This is a genomic window from Legionella resiliens, assembly GCF_021344005.1.
Taxonomy (GTDB): Bacteria; Pseudomonadota; Gammaproteobacteria; order Legionellales; family Legionellaceae; genus Legionella; species Legionella resiliens.
This window is the reverse complement of record NZ_JAJTND010000005.1, coordinates 552,843-571,059: the sequence shown is the minus strand read 5'-3', so window position 1 is coordinate 571,059 and position 18,217 is coordinate 552,843. Positions and strand designations below refer to the sequence as shown.

Below are 18,217 nucleotides of genomic sequence, written 5' to 3'. Positions count from 1 at the left end.
AGAGAAACTTGTGAGAATCTCCCAGGTTTTAAGTGCAAAGAGAAGAGGTAAAATTATTATGATAAATTGGGATGCAATCAGAGATCTTTATCCTGTGGTACAACAACAAACCTATTTTATGACTGCTGGAGGCGGGGCGCTTCCTTTACCTGTACTTAAAGCAATTCAAAATCGATATGAAATTGTTGCTCAGATGGGTGGAAGAGTCTTCGGAGAAAACATTCAAATAATGGAACATTGCAGGGAAAAAATAGCAAAATTAATTAATGCAGATAAAGAGCACATCGCTTTTATACCTCATGTATCGTTTGGCATGAACGCGATAGCCCAGTCTCTTGAACCCCAAAATTCTGTCTTAATTGCAAAAAACGATTTTGGATCTACAGTTTTGCCATGGAATAATAATGGTCATAACATCCACTGGGTAGATTCTTTACAGGAATTGCTCGAAGCTATTTCAAGCAAAAATATGAATCAAATTTCATCGATTGTTACTAGCTTTATTCATTATGGAAATGGCTATAAGCTTCCTTTGGAACTTATTAAGGAATATTGTCCAAATGCAAACTTTATCGTGAATGGAACCCAAGGAATTGGTGCTTTCCCTATCGATGTGGAAAAGCAAAAAATCGATGCTTTAATATGTTCTTGTTATAAATGGCTGGGGTGTGGGGAAGGAATTGCATTTATGTATATTAATCCGGACTTCTTTAAAAAATTACAACCAAGCCTTGTCGGTTGGCGAAGTGTAGAAAGTGCGATGAGTTTCGATGGAAAGTGCTCGTTTTATAATACAGCGCGAATTTTTGAACTTGGCTGGGATAATATGACCATTTTTTCTGGTTTAGATGCAGCTTTGGATTTAATCAATGAAATCAGTATCCCTTTAATCAGTGAACGAATTAAATCGCTCACAAATTATTTAGTTGAGAAGGTCAAAGCAATCAATATTCCTATCAAATCTGATTATCCTGGTTCTTACAGATCGGGAATCACTCTATTGGGCCCCTTTAACAATTTAGAACAGGTTATGAAAAAATTGGAAGAAAATAATATTTGGGTAACCCAACGCGATGGAGGAATCAGGATTTCGTTACATTATTTTAATAATGAAAGTGACATTGATCATTTAACTCATGTTTTATCACAAACAGAAGTTGCTTAACAAAAAGTATTATTAGGACTCTATCGTTGGGAAAACGATAGAGAGCCTATAAGCATCACCATCTATCTGATTTTGCATTTTGAGCAAAATACTCATCAAGCCTACGTTTCGTTCCTGGGCTCACCATATCCGGTAATTTGTTGTAATCATACCAAGCCATTTGTTCAATTTCAGGAGAATAGGCTTTTGCTGAGATAAAGTGTTTAATAATAAAGATTATCGGATAGTCATATACTCCCATATAAGTATGAAAATAAATCCCAAATAGTTGTGGCTCTTCAGTGGGGGTTATGCCTACTTCTTCTTTTAATTCACGTATTATTGCTTCTTTAGCGGACTCACCTTTTTTTACACCTCTACCTGGAAGATACCAATGCGGCTGATAGGTATGTTTTACCAGAAGGATCTGATGGTTATGATTTAAAATAATGGCACGGGAACCAAGAGTTTTTAAACCAAATAAAGATTGTAATTTTCGTATGCAGCGAGTGGCGTTTTTATAAAAAAAATATCGAAGGTTCATCATGAGTTTTTTTAATACAAACAAAGGGATAGATGCAGTATATAGAGCGTGTGAAGAATTTCAACACGCTATTTTTTAAGATTAATACATTACGTATAGGAGAGTAACATTTTGGGATAAGTTTGATCTTGTTTTGCCCTGTTTCTTATTGCATACTGAATTGCGACTTATTTTATAAGGAGATTGTTGCATGTTTAAATCAGGGATTTTGGGTTTAGGTCTTTTATCTATCGCACATACTGTTTTTGCTTCACCCGATCAAGATAGCGTTCGACTCATAATAAAATATAAAGAACAAATAACTAGTGTTTCTTCTTTAAAGTCACAAATAAAGCAGGTAACCCAGTTACCCGTGAAAGAATTAAATCCTATGGCTAATGGTGCTTTTTTATTAATTTTAGACACAACAAACAGTACTTTGGCTAAAGAAGTTGATAAAGATGCTTCGTCTTTGATTTTGGAGCGTTTGCGTAAAAATCCCCAAGTCTTATACGCAGTTAAAGACAGAATTAGTTATTTTAAACCCGTTCCGGATCCTGAGATTTTGGGTACAGGTGATTTATTATCGCACGAAAGTCAGTGGGATGAGTTTTCCCGTCCTGCAGGGATTATGTTGGAATCCAAGCCTGGAGTGAGAGATGGTGCTTGGGCCTATACCACTGGTTTTTCTAAAAAGCCAATAGTCGTTGCAGTCTTAGATACCGGGATTGCTTTAAATGATAGTTTGATCAATAACCTGGTAAAAGATAGTGCAGGCAATCTATGGGGTTGGAATTTTGCAGGAAATAATAATAACTTAATCGATGAAACCCGATCCTACCATGGTACTCATGTCGCTGGAACTATTGCGGGTTATGGGAACGTTATGAGCGGCATGGGTGAAGATTTAAAAATTCTTCCTTTAAAAATTCCTGCTGCTAATGGCATGTTCTATGAAAGCTCAGTCATCAATGCCATTTATTGGTCTGTAGGAGGAGATGTTCCTGGAGTACCTTCTAATATTCATCCTGCCAAAATTTTGAACATGAGCTTTGGCGTGGACAAGGGCCCAAAAGAAGAAATTGATTATTGTGATCAAGCGTTACAGGAAGCAGTCTTTTTTGCACGCAAAAAAGGAGCGGTACTCGCTATTGCAGCAGGAAATGATAATGTTTGGGAACATTTTAATGCACCTGCAATCTGTAATGGAACCATTAAAGTTGCCTCTACTGGACCCGAGGGGCTTAGGTCCTATTTTTCGAACTATGGCCCAAGCGTTACTTTATCTGCTCCAGGGGGGGACAAACGCTATGGTACTTGGGGAGGAATTTTATCCACAGTAAATCCCGGAGGTGGTTATAATGGATCTGGTTTTGATTTTTATCAAGGGACCAGTATGGCTACCCCCCATGTTGCTGGTGTTGCTGGATTGATTATTGCAGCCAGTGAAAAAGTGCTTAGTCCAGAACAAGTGGAACAATTACTCTATACAACGACGCATGATTTTGGAGTAAGTACTGATGCCAACAAATCATGTGTTGGTAAGAAACCTTGCGGACATGGAATTTTGGATGCTGAAAATGCGGTTAAGGCAGCAGCAGCGGGTTATGATCTCCTCTTTTCCGCTCCAAAAATGGAACGTTTGGCAATTCAAAAATGTGGAAAGGATGCATTAACTCCCAACAAGGCTCGTGTTATTTCAGAGGGGGGAGTTTGGATAAAAAACCACACCACATGCGAGGCTGTAGCAAACTTTCAAAAACCTCATATAGAACAAACTAAAAAGGGAACGATTATTGCCTATTATGGTTCTGTAAGTTATCGGCTCGATCAAAGTGCTTACAAGTCATGCCATGTGATTGGTTATGATGGAGTAGGGTGTTATTTATAATTGCATCTTTTCCTCGATAGATATGCTGTGTATGGTTCTTAATCGTCCTACGTCCCGCGGTTTATCCGCGGGATCCAATACGTTCTTTAAAAATAATAACATTGAATTTTTAAACTAAAATTTAAAAACTTTGGAGTTATTTTCTAAATTCTTATGAAAAAAGATAAGAAATTTTCAAGCTTTAATGAGTTTTATCCTTTTTACCTGCGTGAACATAAAACAGTGATGTGTCGGCGTTTGCATGTTCTGGGAACTTCTTTAGCTTGCTTGAGTTTTCTTTTTTTTCTTTTCACTTGGAGTTACTTATGGCTTATTCTGATGCTTATGGTGGGTTATGGATTTTCCTGGATTGGGCATTTGGTCTATGAAAAAAATAAACCCGCTACATTTCGTTATCCTTTATATAGTCTGGTGGGCGATTTTGTCATGCTTTGGCAGATTTTGAGAGGAAAATTAAAAATATAATCCAAGAAGTTCTAAGCCATATGCCTGTATTTTTGTTTAAAAATAGTCTAAATTGCAAATAGAGGTTTCGCATAAGGAGTGTGCAATGATATTAGAGAGTCCTGCGTTTGCTCATAATGCGCTTATTCCTAAAGAATATACCTGCAATGGTGACGATCATTCTCCGCCATTAATATGGAAAAATGTACCTAAAAATACTCAATCTTTTGCTCTAATCATGGATGATCCTGACGCGCCAATGGGATTGTGGGTACACTGGATTTTATTTAATCTGCCTGCTGATTGTCACGAACTTAAAACAGGAAGTATTCCGTTGAATGCAATCAGTGCGCGAAATAGTTGGAACAGAACAGGCTATGGTGGACCTTGCCCCCCAAGCGGTACGCATCGTTATTTCTTTAAACTCTATGCTTTAGATACTTTATTAAATCTAGGAGAGCATGCGACAAAAAAGGAAATAGAGACTGCCATGCAAAATCACATTATTGAGCATGCTGAATTAGTTGGCAGATACAGCAAACCTTCTTAATGATAGTGTAATAAGTAACATCTTGCCTACGTCTCGACCAAGTTGCGGGAGGCATGAAGGTGATTGGTCAAAGGAGGGGCCTATGTGTCGATCGTGCATGAAAGGGATCCGAGATGGATTCCGCGCATAAAGCGCGGAATGTAGTTTTTTTGATTTCTGGAAAGTAGATTTTATTTCAGGACAGAAGAATTAAAACCGAGCGATAGTCAAACCACAACACGATTCAGTGACTTCATTTAAATGTTCAACAACAGTACTTAGGAATCGAGTAAGCAAATATATGGGATTAAAAACAATAGAGGCAACTGCAGCACAGACTGCGATAATACCCATAGTTGCATCCACAATAGTATGTGCTGCACAGGTTTTGAATGCAGAACAAGTACTGGAACTGATATCTGAACTAGGGGCAAAAATTGCTAATAACAAAGCTGGGACGGTTAACAATAAAGCAGCCATCAGAAAAATAAAGCTTTTTAAAAACAGCAATAATGCATTCACCCCTAACCAGATAGGACAATAAATGGGGCGAACAATTAAGTCAGCACAGTCCTCTGTAAAGTCTTTTCTAAAGTTATTCTTTTCATGAATAGGTTTAAAATAAGATGGATTGGGGATTGGAATCAACTCAGCGTATTTGCTTCGCAAACTATAATATTGATCCCAAGTCGATCCTAACTTTGAAAAAAAACCGGGCATAACATCTCTCTTTTTATTGTTAAGACTAGAATAATCCGGATACAAACTCAACTGCATCTGAATTCAAAAGTGTATTTTTATAATTAAGAAGGAATTTTTCCACACGCAATACGGTCACCGCCGCCCCCCAAAGTAGGATTATCACTATAATTATCTCCACCGGCGTGAATCATAATGGCATGTCCCTTAATATCTTTAGTTTTTAAACGAGGTGCTAATGTAGGAGTATTTGCTTCGCCATTACTATCCACAACCAACACAGGTAAATCACCTAAATGCCCCGTGCCATATGGACCAAGATGTTTATTGGTTTTGGCAGGATCTAAATGGGCGCCCGCTTTTTTAGCATGATCACCGCAATCGGGGTGTTGGTGGATGTGGAAGCCGCGAGCTCCTGCAGGAAGCCCGGTCAATTGGGGCTTAATAAGTAAACCGTATTTGCTGTCCTCAAAAACGACTTTTCCTACTGAAGTTCCATCAGTGGTGGAAACATCACTCGTTACAGTTCCTGCAGTGGCCATTGATGCGATAAACAAGGTCATTGCCCCCAGAATTATTTGTTCTTTTTGTTTGAATTTATACATGGCTAAATCCTTTTTAGTGACAATTTTTTCATTCTAACATAGCATATCACTTATATGAGTTATTTAAATATTGAATTTAAAAGAACGTGAATAATTTATTAGAAATTAATTACGTCTTTAAGGTTTTTATTATGATTAAAAATTTAACGCCCAGTATCCGGACAGCTACATTAGATGATGCTGAAGCTATTGCTCAAATTCATATCTGTTCCTGGCAAAAGATGTATCGAGATTTCATTCCAGAAATTATATTACAAAACTTATCCTTGGAAGAACGAACTCTGCAGTGGCGCAATTTGATAGAGCAGGACGTTAAAGTATTAATCATGGAAATCAACAATCAAACTGTTGGTTTTGCCAGCATTTGTCCTTTTCGTGATTTTAGTGCGGATAGATCAATGGGTGAGATCAGTGCTATTTATTTACATCCCGATTACTGGCGCATGGGATTAGGAACCCAATTATGTCTGGCTGCGATTTCTGAACTCGCAAATCAGGGATATAAGAAAATACTTCTATGGGTATTCGAAGACAATATTCAAGCACGCAAATTCTATGATGCCTTAGGTTTTGAAGCCACAAACTCAACCAAATTAGAAGAATTTTATGAGGGCGGGGCTTTATTAAAAGAAGTTCTTTATCAGAAAATCATTTAATTTATTGATCCGTTTTGCTTATGCGGAATTCAGCTTTGTTCTCCATTTCACGCTCGACTGGATGCCGCGCATAAAGCACGGCAGGTAGATCAAAAAAGATATGGACAAGGCAAACGCGTCTTATCGCATAAAACAAAATGCCTACGTTCCGCGCTTTATGCGCGAAATCCAGCCTTTTTGCCTCATGCAGATCAACTGGATGCCGTGCATAAAGCACGGCAAGTAGGTAAAAAAGATATGGGACAAGGCAACCGCGTCTTATCGCATAAAACAAAATACCTACGTTCCGCGCTTTATGCGGGCGGAATCCAGATTCTATCTTCGGCAGAGCGACTGGATGCCGTGCATAAAGCACGGCAAGTAGGCAAAAAAGATATGGGACAAGGCAAACGCATCTTATCGCATAAAACAAAATACCTACGTTCCGCGCTTTATGCGCGGAATTCCCAGTGCTGTCATGCAAATAGACGCGCTAGAAAAGCTCGGTATGACAAGGAGATAAGAAAAGTGGTCTTCTGCTCAAAAGTTAGTTGTGTTTACCCTTTGCATGTCGAGTCATCTTAAGTTCCGCAGAACGTTTGATATACTCGTTCATGGGGCATAGGCAAACATTGTAATTTTTCAGTGTTTCTCTGTTGGCGATAAGGATTTTTCAGTACTGCTAAAAGGGTATTCATTAAGGTACTGTCATTGTTTTCAATAAAGTCTCTAATTGCATTTTCAATTAAGTGGTTTCTGGGAATATAGGCTGGGTTTATTTGATTCATCTTGGATTTTATTTTGTTGACCTCAACATTTTGTTGTTTAATACACACTAACCAATCAGTAATCCACTGTTTACTGTTAGGTTGATTTCCTAGTGCGTTGATTAAATCGTTCTGCGAGCGTTCACAATCAATGGCTTGGCTCAAAAGCCTAAAGGTATTTGTAAAATCCGGTTTATGTTGCTGTAATAACGCGAAAAAATTATTAATAAGTTCTCTCGTATGAGTATGTTCTTCAGAAAGGCCTAACTTCTCTCTTATTTTTTTGTTCCAGTATTGAGAAAAGCGTTCTGTGAATGAGTTGAGCACTTCGAGCATTTGTTTGGGTGCTTCCTTATCTTTAAATAGGGGCAATAAGCTTAGACTAAATTGTGCTAAATTCCACTTTGCTATAGCGGCTTGATTTCCAAATGCATAACGACCTGCATGATCAATAGAGCTAAATACAGTACCAAAGTCAAATTCATCCATAAACGCACAAGGGCCATAATCGATGGTTTCACCGGATATGGTCATATTATCTGTATTCATGACTCCATGAATAAAGCCGACTCCCATCCATTCAGCAATGAGGTATGCTTGGCGATCCACAACTTTTTTAAACAGTTCGAGATAGGGGTGTGCGCTGGGTAAAAGTTCGGGATAGTGTCTTTCAAGAGCATAGTTCGCGAGGGATTGGAGTAAGTGGTTATCTTTTTGAGCAGCGGCGTATTCAAAAGAACCTACCCGCAGGCTGCTGGATGCAACTCGGGTTAATACACCTAATGGTACAGGGCCATCTTGGCGATAGATCTTTTCTTGGCTTGCTATGGCAGCTAGGCAACGGGTAGTTGGAATATTTAAACCGTGCATTGCTTCACTGATTAGATATTCTCTTAATACTGCGGAAAGGGGAGCTCTACCATCGCCCATTCGCGAAAACATTGTTTTTCCCGAGCCTTTGAGTTGTATATCCCATCGCTTTCCATCTTGACTGCATAGTTCACCAAGTAACACAGCGCGCCCATCTCCCAAAAGGGGAACATAGTATCCGAATTGATGTCCTGCATAGGCTAATGCAATGCTTTTAAGATGTGCAGGCACTCGGTTTCCGGCATAAAAAGAGATTATCTCTTTTTCATGGGTAGAAGAGGAGTTCGGAGCACAAAGATACGAAGCCAATTCGTGATTGAATTTAACTAAATAAGGATTTGCGATCGGCGTTGGCTCGATCACCTCATAAAAATTAGCAGGTAATTTGAGATAAGAACTCGGGTAAATGTAAGGAATCAAATCAAGCCAATCCATAAAAAAATTGTATGTTAAATGTTTAATGAAAATTTAAATAGCAGTTAGAATTTAAAAATTCATAAAAGCTAATTCATGAGAGCCATTACTGATTAATTAAAGGCTTCTTAACTATATTATAGCGTTTGTGAGCAGGCACACTAAAATTGAGGTATGGAGAACTCATTAATTTTAATTAGGGCTCAAGGAAACCCCTCGAAAAAAGATTGTAAGTTTATATTATACTGCAAATTTTTTTAAAAATTGGGAGAAATTAATTGAAATTGTTAATTAATCGATAAATCAATAGGGATGCGCGTTGAGTTTGGGTTAAAAGAGAAGGGACATCTAAAGTTTCTTTTACTGAGTGTGCACCAGTGCCTACGGGTCCTAAACCTGCTAATGCCCCATTTACTAGAGAGGCAATGTGGGACACATCCCCGGCACCTCTTGCACCTGGCTCAAGAGGATGTACTACGCCTTGTCCTAAGTCTTCACTGACTTCACTATATTGTTTTAATAACGCTTTATTGGCTGGAGCAGGCGGCATACTCGGGATACCCTCTTGGAATATAACGGACGCTGTGGTACCAGGTAAGTGATGGGTAACAATATCAGTGATTTTTTTTTCTGCTGCCTTCTTTTGTTGTTCGCTAATAAAACGTAAATCGCCATTTGCCATCGCAATTTTTGCAATGACATTCCCCTTGCCAAAAGTCTCGCCTTGAATGTTATTTTTACTATTAATCGTGGTTCCACCTAAAACAAGGCCTGGACTAAATGATAAAAAGCGCTCCCCACTTAACTCAGTACGCATTGTATTTAGGATACGTACCAACTCATAAATAGCACCATAACCCGCTTGTTTTTGAAAAATTTCTGAGGAGTGTGCTTCATTACCATGAGTTTCTACTGTCCAGTGTGCTATGCCTCTACGCGCAATGGTTGCTGTATCGGGTGTAATTGCCCACTCAAAATCCAAGGCAATATCACTATTCTTTGCTGCATCGACTAAAGGTTTTCTTGAAATCGAGGTGGGTTTTCCAGAATCTTCTTCATCACCTGTTAAAATAACAGTTATATTTGCATTATCTAAAGCATGCATTTCGTGTAAGGCTTTTAAGGCATAAAGGATTACAACGATTCCCCCTTTGTCATCGATGACCCCCGGACCTGTTGCAACAGCTCCTTTATATTGAAAATGTTGAAATGGACTATCTGCAGGAAACACTGTGTCTAGATGGCCAATTAAAAGCAATTTTTTGCCTTTATGGCCAGTGCGCTGAGCAACCAAGGTTCCTGCTCGATGCATGGCTGGTGGTTCTGTAACCCAAAAAGTTTTAAATCCAAGTTGGTCTAGTTGCTGGCGTATTATGTTTCCAACCTTATCAATTCCTGTAAGATTTGTAGTGCCACTGTTGGTATTGACTAATTGTTCTAATAATGAAAGTTGTTCTTGAGATTGAGTTGTAATGTACCGGGTTATCTGTTTTTCTATTGAACTGAGATTGTTTGCATTTACAGGTTGAATCCCTAGATTTAAAAATAGAAAAAGGATGCCAGCGAACTTTCTCATTATATTTCCGATAATTTAAATTACTTTATGAAGCAATCATACACCTTTGAAAGAAAGAAAAAACAGGGCCAAAAAATTTTTAATTTGTCCCATAGTGTGTTGGTCAATTTTCACTGCCTACGTCCCGCGCTTTATGCGCGGTATCCAGGGGATCTTGCTATAGAAATGCTCAGCGGCATCTTAAAATATCGTTCTGGATACCGCGCATAAAGCGCGGTATGTAGGAAAGCAGTACGTAGAGAAATTTAAGCAGTACGTAGAGAAACTTAAGTGGTACATGATAAATTTAGAAAACTGACGATCGTTCAGGGCTTGTCCGCAGGATCCAGAGGCTCTGCCCTAAAACACTGGACCTCGCGGACAAGCCGCGGGGCGTAGGCAAAGATGTGATCAAGAGACAGGAAAAAATCACGGGACATAGCTATGGAGGAATTGTCCACGTGCTAGTCATACTGATTATTTTTCTGTTCCTGTACCAAATCAAGAGTGAGCTCACAAGGAAAATAACCTTGTTTTGCGGTTTCGTTTAGAATTCGATCACAACAATGAGCAAGTGCAGCAAAATCCTGCGATGTATTTCCCTGGCGCTCAAGAAATGAAGCCGCTTCTCGAAATAAAGTGAGGCTTGACACCAGTTTCTTAGTATCCGTATCCCCATTCATAAGGATAAGAGCAGGGATTTTTCTTTTTAGTTGTTGTTCTACCAGTTGGCTTATTGCATCATAATTTTGAAAAAGTTCTTCATTTTGCAAATAGGCGCACGTTTCTTTGAAATCAACAATGCCAAAATGTTGAGCTATAGAACTGAACCCAAGCTGTTTTAACTGAGGAAAGACATACCATATCCAGTGGCTTTGTTTGCTTCCAGCTTTGAGTTCATCATAAGCCTGTTGGAATGAGATATATGCGTCTTGGCCTTGTTGTGCTTTGATAAAGCGTTGAATGGTGTTCATCATAAATCCCTTAAATGAATACTCTGTGCTTTTACGTTATATTAGTTAAGGTATTGTGGTATAACAAGTTGTTCACGGTTCTATGAGAGGAAAGCCATATTTGGCTCATCTTGAACGAAAAAAAGCTTATGAATGCTCGAATATTGAATCAGGCTCAAAAAAGGAATAACACCCATATTCCAGGGTGTTTTTATTTCCAAACAGTTTTAATAGTTCTTACTTCAGATTAGCTCGTCTGAACTCTGCTTCTTGTAAGCGTATAGCAAAATCTTCATCCGATTCAATTTGAGCGCCATGTTCATTCTTAAGAGCTTCTTCCTTATCAAGTTTATCAAGGTTTTCTATTCTTTTTTGAACACTAGCAAAGAACCTCGGATCGGATGCACTGACCATGAGTGTCTTTACGTGTTGTTGATAACGCTCTGCTTTCTCTTCATTAATTTGAGTGCTTACAGTTGCTGCAATTACTCGGGATTCTCTATCTTTAGAAGATTCATGCTCTTTAGAAGACTCACGAGTTTTAGAAGATTCCTGCTCTTTAGAAGACGTATGAGTTTCTTCTATTGGTTTTGGACTCTCAATACGTTTTTCAACAGGCTTAACTTTAGGCGCAGGCAATTCCTCTACAGTGGTTGTCCAATGGATTGACTGACCTTCGTTATTTAAAACAATAGTAGGGCACCCCTTCTTCGGTGCTCCATTGAGTTCATTGGTTACGTAGAGATTTACCTCAAGTTGCTCCGCAACTTCTTTTAAATCACTATGTGTTGCCCATCTTCCTTGTTCCTTAATCTTTTCTATACCTTTCAAAATGACGGAACGAGAATTTTCTTTACCACCAGAGAGCACGTCTGCCATTAATGCCTCTTTAACATGTGCATTTTCTATTTTTTGCCCTTGCTCAAAGGATTTACCTTGAAGCTTTGGCTCCAATGACTTCGCAGTTTTTTGCGCTAAGTCAAGGACTTCAGGTGATAAAGCCAACTCGTTGAACTGTTTTATTTTATCCAGTGCATTCTCTTCTTGCTCTTCTTTTAAGTAATAGTGCACTAACTCCATAAACTTATGATATACAGGTGAGCTTTCAACCTGGGTGCTTCCGCTACTTTTTGCTTGTGCTATTTTTTTAAGAAGATCATTTTTATATGCAGTGGCAGAAATATCTCTTAAAGACATTTGTAATTTAAGCAGGGTTTCTTTTTTATAAGTATAGGGAGATTCGTAGAGCTGATTTAAATCAATGTCTAGAATTTCTGGTAAGCTCACATGATTAAGACCTTTCTTTTGCCATTGAGTAAAAGTTTTGTTTTTCTTGTTTTCTTCGTATTCTTTTTGAATGGTCGCTATTAAACCTATAGCCAATGCATAAAATCCACAATCACCACCACCAGGATTATCTATTCTATAAGACATTTCATACTCGCTTTTAGGTTTGATATATATATTACACAAATTATACAATAATAACATTAAGTAATTATTATGTGAACGAAATGTGCTGATGAACCTTTAATGGACAGTGTGGCTTTTATAAAATAAAATATGATTTCATTTTATGCAAAAAATAGCGATTTAAAACTCAAAAGGAGGTAAGGAATATGAGTTTAATTGATAACAGGATTGTGAAAGCTTCCTTTAGAGAAAACCCAGTAGAAGAAAGAAAACGGTTCCCTCTATCTTCTTGTCTTATGCCCATCAGTGTGGGGCAACCCATCCATGAGGGTGAAAAATTTGCAGCGGTGATTAAACTCATTAATGGAGCATTTAAGCAGTGTACCATCCTTGTTGATGATAGTGTTCAACGCCATACGATGGGTATTATGCATCAAGGGACCCCGGATGAATTATATCAGCTTGCTGTAAAAGAAGGTGATGATTGGTTGCTGAGAAATGAAATGGCTTACAATCAATTAACCATACCCTTTGAAATTATGCGTTGGGATGATTGGTACAACAGTCAGAATTACATTGAAAGCTATATACGAGTACAAAAAGAATATGACTCTAATAAATCATTTCGTCATGCGATCCATGCCAATATCGATGATTTTTTAACACGCTACTTGAGCCGATTTTCTGCTGTGAATGTTGATTATGAGCGGGCATTCAGACTTTGTCTTGATTATTTGCTCGAAGAGTGTTCGGTGATGTGCCTATGGACAGAGAAAGCATATGATTTTGAAGTTTATCCCAGCGGCAGAAACAAGGCGATGGCAGCCACTTATGACTATTTAATCAAGCCTCATTATCCAAATTATTTAAGGCCAGTTGCACTTCGATTTAAAAAATATCCTGGAAAGGTAAAAGGAGATGAGTTTCAAACGATTCAGGAAGGTGCTCTGGAAAATGACTCTGTGGTTGGCGATTTTTAAGTGTTTTCATTTAAATGTGTAGCCTGGGTGCAAAAATATCTAAATTAATGGGGTGTTTTTGCCTTTATCCATTTTTGAATCTCAGAAGTTGTTTCATCAACCACTTGAATCATTTGCTGATACAATTTCTCCAATAAATTACGTTGTCCTGATTTCCAATAACGCTCGAGATATTGGCAGGCGATTTTCAAACGGATGGCGCCGACATACATCACACCTCCCTTAATTTTATGGGCAAGGTTCTGGGTTTTTTCCCAGTCACCTTGTGCATGCGCTTTTTTTAGTAGGGGAATATCTTCAAGAAGAGAATGATTGAGCATTAACTTGAGCATCTTGCAGAGCATATCTTCTGTGCCAGTAGTTTTAATTCCTTCTTCAATATCAAGTAGAGGAAATCTAGAAAGTTCAAAAAATTGTTCTTCTGTTGGTGGTAAATCTAAAACATCAAGTTCAGAGGAGATTCCTTTTTCTTTTTGTATGGAGGGAATAAATGAATTTAAAATATCACAACAATTTTTTTGAGTTAGGGGTTTACTGAGTACTGCGTTTATTCCTGACTCAATACATCGTTGCTTGTTTTCTTCACCGACATGAGCTGTTAGTGCAATGATGGGGGTGTGATGGTTTTTAGTGATTTCTTGTACACGAATGTGATGGGTCACTTGATAACCATCCATATCAGGTAAACCGATATCCATGAAAATTAAATCGTACTTGTTTTTCTTCCAGAATTGTAAGGCAGATTGTCCATCAACTGCTATATCAACGTGACAATTACATTTATTCAACATTTCCTTTGCGATTGTTTGTGCAATGGTATTGTCTTCAACTAATAAGATACGATGTTTAAAGGGTTTTGCAGATGAGTCTGGAGCTTGAGTGATAGCAGTATTTTGTGCAAAAGTTGGGATATTGAGCTCGACAAAATCTTTCTCAATGCCCGTTTCATCTTCTAAAAGTGCTGTTTTAAAGGGAATGATGCAGGTGAAGAGCGTTCCTTTGGCAACCGTACTCTCAACATATATTTCCCCATCTAATTCATCAATAAACTGTTTGATTACTGCAAGACCTAAGCCTGCTCCTTTATAAATTCCTTTGTAGGAAGGCGTTAAGCGTTTAAATTGCAGAAAAATTTCCTGTTGCTTGTCTTTGGGAATACCCATTCCACTATCTTCTACGACAAATTGAATAATGATTTCGCGATTTTCTTGTTTTGCCAGTTTAGCGGTTAATTTTACAAAGCCTGTATCGGTGAAATTCAACGAGTTAGCAATCAGCTCCAGCAAAATCCGATGGATGCGCACAGGATCACCAATAAGGTATTTGGGAATATTGGGATCAAAATTCAAAGATAAATGCAGGTGTTTTGCAGATGCTTTGGCTTTATTAAGATCAATAACATGTTGAACGATTCGTTGTAAGACGAATTTTTTTCTAACTTCGGGCACCTCGCCAGAACTGACATGGATTGCTTCGAGAACCTCATCCATGAAATCAAGCAAGGCATGGCTGGATGCTACCAGGTTATCCGCATATTCTTGAATCTGAGCACTTTTTGCTTCCGATTTAATGAGATCTGCAAATCCAACAATACCAGTCAGGGGCGTGCGGATGTCATGTCGCATATTTTCAAGAAATTCTGTTTTTGCAAGGCTTGCTGCTTCGGCTTTTTCTTTTGCAATCTTGAGCTCAGCTTCAATTTTTTTGCGTTCAGTGATGTTAATTGAAATACCAAGTACCCCGGTAATTTCCCCTTTTTTATTGCGCATCGGGGATTTATGACTTAAAAAAATGGCATTTTTCCCATCGATCAGGGCTTTTTCTTCAATAATTTCAGTTTCACCGGTTTGCATAATATAAAGATCATTTTGCCGAAATAACTCTGCTTGGGTTTCACCCCAAGGTAAATCAAAATCGGTTTTCCCTATCAGTTCATAGCCAAATTGAAATCCTACACTTCGTGCTTGTCGGTTATTGCATCCCAAATACACCCCATTTTTGTCTTTCCAATAAACATGTCCCGGCATATTGGCAAGAATATTTTCTAAAGTTGATTGCGTCTTTTCCTGGCTTGAACGTAAATCCGCTTCTTGCTTTTTACGATGGGTAATGTTCAGTGATATGCCTAGGATACCCACTACATTTCCTTGTTCATCGCGTAGTGGGGTTTTCCTGGTTAATACAACAGCTTGTTTCCCATCGGCTAATATTCCTGTTTCCTCCAGTTCTAATGAAGAATTAAGCGCCATTACTTTTAAATCATTATTGCGAATTGTTTCTGCAGATGCTGCCCATGGCATATCGAAATCTGTTTTTCCAATTATGGATTTCATTCCAGTCATTTCAAGCATGGTGTCATTACAACCTAAATACACCCCATTTTTATCTTTCCAATAAATACTGCCTGGCAATTCTTTAATGATGCTTGCAAGAATAGAAGGATTTGCTTCAACAGAAGGTGACTCAGGAGATTCCTTAGGACTGCTGATTTTAAGTTTAGCTTTCTTTTCTGACATAAGTGCTCTCTTTTATTCTTAAAGTTATAGACCCAATATTGGCAGCGTACAAGCTAAGGAGGCATATTTAAAAATGATTTAAGATAACTGAATCAAATTCTAAAAGCACACTATTTTTTCTTGCTTAATTAGCTTTCAGCGTTTTTAATAAAGAAAGGTTTATTTATTGGGAGAAAGGAATGCCAGTGAGTAAAGAATGTATTAAATTATTGCAAAATTTGGTGGATAAATACGGACAAAAAGGGGAAAGCGATGTGGATTACTCATCAATTTATCTTTTATTAAAAGAATTTTTGTTTTTAGTAATACAAAATCAGAAAAATCATAAAGATGAACGCATTATTGGCTTTCTCAGTAATTCTGCTTTGATCTTGGAAGAAAATTCTTGCTTTGTTGATGCCTGCAGAACATTCGTAATTTCTTATCAACAAAAAACCCATGCTTTAGATTCAATGTTGGATGATGAGTTAAATATTCAATCTGAACTGGATGAGTCATGGGGAAAACAGCTTGAATCAGAAGTGAGTCAACCTCTGCAACCTTCTCGCTTTTTTGTGCAATTACAAGAAGCTATTGCTAAGCGGGCCCAACGTGCTGCCCAGAACGAAAAGGAAATAGGGGAAAATCCTACACCATAAACAGTTTATGTAAACGAGAAGCAATTGTTACATTTTGAGGAGAAAATGCTTCTAAAATCCTAGATTGTTTGTCGCTTTTAAAATCGAGATTGATTGACATAACCCAAATCAAAGGATGGTGATTTTGAGTTTATGTGTATTAACTTACCCTAAAAGAGCTCGGATTATCTTCTGTTTCCATTGGCTATATGGCCTATATTTAATAGGCAACTCAAACCAAAAAGGCCTTTTCAAAATACTTTTGAAGTGGCTAAACGTTTTAAAACCTGCTTCACCGTGGTAACTCCCCATACCACTTTCTCCGATACCACCAAAGGGAAGGTGGGAATTACAAATATGCATAATCACATCATTTATACAACCACCGCCAAAGGAAACCTCATGCAAAATTTGTGTTTGCACGTTTGAGTTTTTTGTAAAAACATAAAGTGATAAAGGACGTGGACGTTGTTTTATTTCCTGGAGAACAGCGTGCAGATCGGAAAAAGGAATAACCGGTAAAATTGGGCCAAAAATCTCTTCTTTCATAATTCCATCAGCAAAACTGACATCCTTAAGAATTGTTGGCTCAATATAATTTTCTGTCTCAATGACTTCTCCCCCTGTAAATAATTTTTGAGGGTCGATGAGTTTTTTTAAGCGTTGTACATGTTTTTGATTGATAATTCGTACATAGCTTTCGCTTGTAAGAGGATTAGGACCAATAATTTCCTTGATTTGGTTTTTGAGTTCTTCCAATAAGGGTTGATAAATCGATTCTTCAACTAAAAGATAATCTGGTGCAATACAGGTTTGGCCTGCGTTTAAAAACTTGCCCCAAACAATACGCTGGGCTGAAATTTTGAGATCGGCATCCGCAAAAACAAGGCAAGGACTTTTTCCGCCTAATTCCAAGGTGACGGGAGTTAAGTGTTCTGCTGCAGCTTTGGCTACGATTTTTCCTATGGCAGTACTGCCAGTAAAGAAGATCTTATCAAAACGAATGCTAAGAAGCTCCTGAGTTACCTCGGCACCGCCTTCTGCGACATAAAGATAAGACGGATCAAAATTTTGATTGATTATTTTTGCGAGAGCGGATGAAGTATTTTGTGGTAGCTCACTTGGTTTGATAATGCTGGTATTTCCTGCTGCCATGGATGCGATTAGAGGACTTAAAGTCAGCTGATAGGGATAGTTCCATGCACCGATAATGAGCGTCGTGCCGTAAGGTTCGGGTAAGATAAAACTCTTTCCTGGTTGAAGTACTAATTCCGTTCTTTTGGATTTGGGTTTTGCCCATTTACGTACCGATTTTATTGCTTGATCAAGCTCATGATAAATCATGGCAAGCTCAGTTAAATGGGTTTCAAACTGGGATTTTTTTATATCTGCATACAGCGCTTCATAGAGGAGCTGCTCATTTTGTTTAATAACCGTCTTCAATTTTTGCAGTTGCTGTTTACGAAAATCAATTTTTTTAGCTTGTCCGGCAGCAGCAAATTTTCTCTGTTCTTCAACAACAGCATGGATATTCATAAATTGACACCCGTGTAAAAAAGTTTTTATTTATCAGCAGCTAAGCTACTGTATTTTAGTCAAATCTCTCAGGTATAGCTAGAGGCAGTTTTTTCTTACTTAGCTTCCGGTTTTCCTTAGTGCCTG

At 38.1% G+C, this 18,217-nt stretch carries 16 protein-coding genes; 7 read left to right on the top strand and 9 right to left on the bottom strand.

Going from position 1 to position 18,217, the window contains the following annotated elements:
* Nucleotides 1-58 precede the first annotated feature (58 nt).
* Nucleotides 59-1,165 carry an aminotransferase class V-fold PLP-dependent enzyme gene (locus LXO92_RS15030; RefSeq protein ID WP_182350333.1) on the top strand — a complete coding sequence of 369 codons (1,107 nt, stop codon included), beginning with the start codon at nt 59-61 and terminating at the stop codon, nt 1,163-1,165.
* Nucleotides 1,166-1,220: 55 nt separating this feature from the next.
* On the opposite strand, the gene LXO92_RS15025 is transcribed toward LXO92_RS15030, so the two are convergent.
* A complete protein-coding gene (locus tag LXO92_RS15025) occupies nt 1,221-1,691 on the bottom strand; it encodes an NUDIX domain-containing protein (protein WP_232891260.1) in 471 nt (156 codons plus the stop codon).
* Between the two features lie 187 nt (nt 1,692-1,878).
* Here LXO92_RS15025 and LXO92_RS15020 point away from each other — a divergent pair, with 187 nt between their 5' ends.
* The 3 genes from LXO92_RS15020 (at nt 1,879) to LXO92_RS15010 (ending at nt 4,552) form a co-directional block, all read left to right on the top strand.
* Nucleotides 1,879-3,558 (top strand): S8 family serine peptidase, encoded by a 1,680-nt coding sequence (locus LXO92_RS15020; RefSeq protein WP_232891259.1) that lies wholly within the window; start codon nt 1,879-1,881, stop codon nt 3,556-3,558.
* Nucleotides 3,559-3,711: 153 nt separating this feature from the next.
* Nucleotides 3,712-4,023 carry an Mpo1-like protein gene (locus LXO92_RS15015; RefSeq protein WP_182350332.1) on the top strand — a complete coding sequence of 104 codons (312 nt, stop codon included), beginning with the start codon at nt 3,712-3,714 and terminating at the stop codon, nt 4,021-4,023.
* Nucleotides 4,024-4,108: 85 nt separating this feature from the next.
* Entirely contained in the window at nt 4,109-4,552 is a 444-nt protein-coding gene (locus LXO92_RS15010) for a YbhB/YbcL family Raf kinase inhibitor-like protein (RefSeq protein WP_182350331.1), read from the top strand.
* 189 nt (nt 4,553-4,741) lie between these two features.
* Here the strand turns inward: LXO92_RS15010 and LXO92_RS15005 are convergent, their stop codons facing one another.
* Nucleotides 4,742-5,251 carry a hypothetical protein gene (locus LXO92_RS15005; RefSeq protein WP_182350330.1) on the bottom strand — a complete coding sequence of 170 codons (510 nt, stop codon included), beginning with the start codon at nt 5,249-5,251 and terminating at the stop codon, nt 4,742-4,744.
* Between the two features lie 83 nt (nt 5,252-5,334).
* Entirely contained in the window at nt 5,335-5,835 is a 501-nt protein-coding gene (locus LXO92_RS15000; RefSeq protein WP_182350329.1) for a superoxide dismutase family protein, read from the bottom strand.
* Between the two features lie 131 nt (nt 5,836-5,966).
* Between LXO92_RS15000 and LXO92_RS14995 the strand changes: the two genes are divergently transcribed.
* The gene (locus tag LXO92_RS14995) at nt 5,967-6,491 is read left to right on the top strand and encodes a GNAT family N-acetyltransferase (protein WP_232891258.1); all 525 of its coding nucleotides are present in this window, start codon (nt 5,967-5,969) and stop codon (nt 6,489-6,491) included.
* Between the two features lie 560 nt (nt 6,492-7,051).
* Here the strand turns inward: LXO92_RS14995 and LXO92_RS14990 are convergent.
* The 4 genes from LXO92_RS14990 to LXO92_RS14975 form a co-directional block, all read right to left on the bottom strand.
* Nucleotides 7,052-8,527, bottom strand: coding sequence for a protein adenylyltransferase SelO (locus tag LXO92_RS14990; RefSeq protein ID WP_232891257.1), 1,476 nt, complete (start codon nt 8,525-8,527; stop codon nt 7,052-7,054).
* Between the two features lie 268 nt (nt 8,528-8,795).
* Entirely contained in the window at nt 8,796-10,097 is a 1,302-nt protein-coding gene (locus LXO92_RS14985; protein ID WP_232891256.1) for a M20/M25/M40 family metallo-hydrolase, read from the bottom strand.
* A gap of 443 nt (nt 10,098-10,540) precedes the next feature.
* Complete coding sequence (locus tag LXO92_RS14980; RefSeq protein ID WP_232891255.1) at nt 10,541-11,053, bottom strand: DUF1810 family protein; 513 nt, start codon at nt 11,051-11,053, stop codon at nt 10,541-10,543.
* Nucleotides 11,054-11,266: 213 nt separating this feature from the next.
* Nucleotides 11,267-12,463, bottom strand: coding sequence for a hypothetical protein (locus LXO92_RS14975; protein WP_182350325.1), 1,197 nt, complete (start codon nt 12,461-12,463; stop codon nt 11,267-11,269).
* A 185-nt stretch (nt 12,464-12,648) separates the two neighbouring features.
* On the opposite strand from LXO92_RS14975, the gene LXO92_RS14970 reads away from it, so the two are divergent.
* Nucleotides 12,649-13,422 carry a hypothetical protein gene (locus LXO92_RS14970; protein ID WP_182350324.1) on the top strand — a complete coding sequence of 258 codons (774 nt, stop codon included), beginning with the start codon at nt 12,649-12,651 and terminating at the stop codon, nt 13,420-13,422.
* Between the two features lie 44 nt (nt 13,423-13,466).
* Here LXO92_RS14970 and LXO92_RS14965 read toward each other — a convergent pair whose 3' ends face one another.
* A complete protein-coding gene (locus tag LXO92_RS14965; protein WP_232891254.1) occupies nt 13,467-15,938 on the bottom strand; it encodes a PAS domain-containing sensor histidine kinase in 2,472 nt (823 codons plus the stop codon).
* Nucleotides 15,939-16,117: 179 nt separating this feature from the next.
* Here LXO92_RS14965 and LXO92_RS14960 point away from each other — a divergent pair, with 179 nt between their 5' ends.
* Entirely contained in the window at nt 16,118-16,576 is a 459-nt protein-coding gene (locus LXO92_RS14960; protein ID WP_182350322.1) for a hypothetical protein, read from the top strand.
* Between the two features lie 144 nt (nt 16,577-16,720).
* Here the strand turns inward: LXO92_RS14960 and LXO92_RS14955 are convergent, their stop codons facing one another.
* Entirely contained in the window at nt 16,721-18,091 is a 1,371-nt protein-coding gene (locus LXO92_RS14955; protein ID WP_232891253.1) for an aldehyde dehydrogenase, read from the bottom strand.
* Nucleotides 18,092-18,217: the final 126 nt, after the last annotated feature.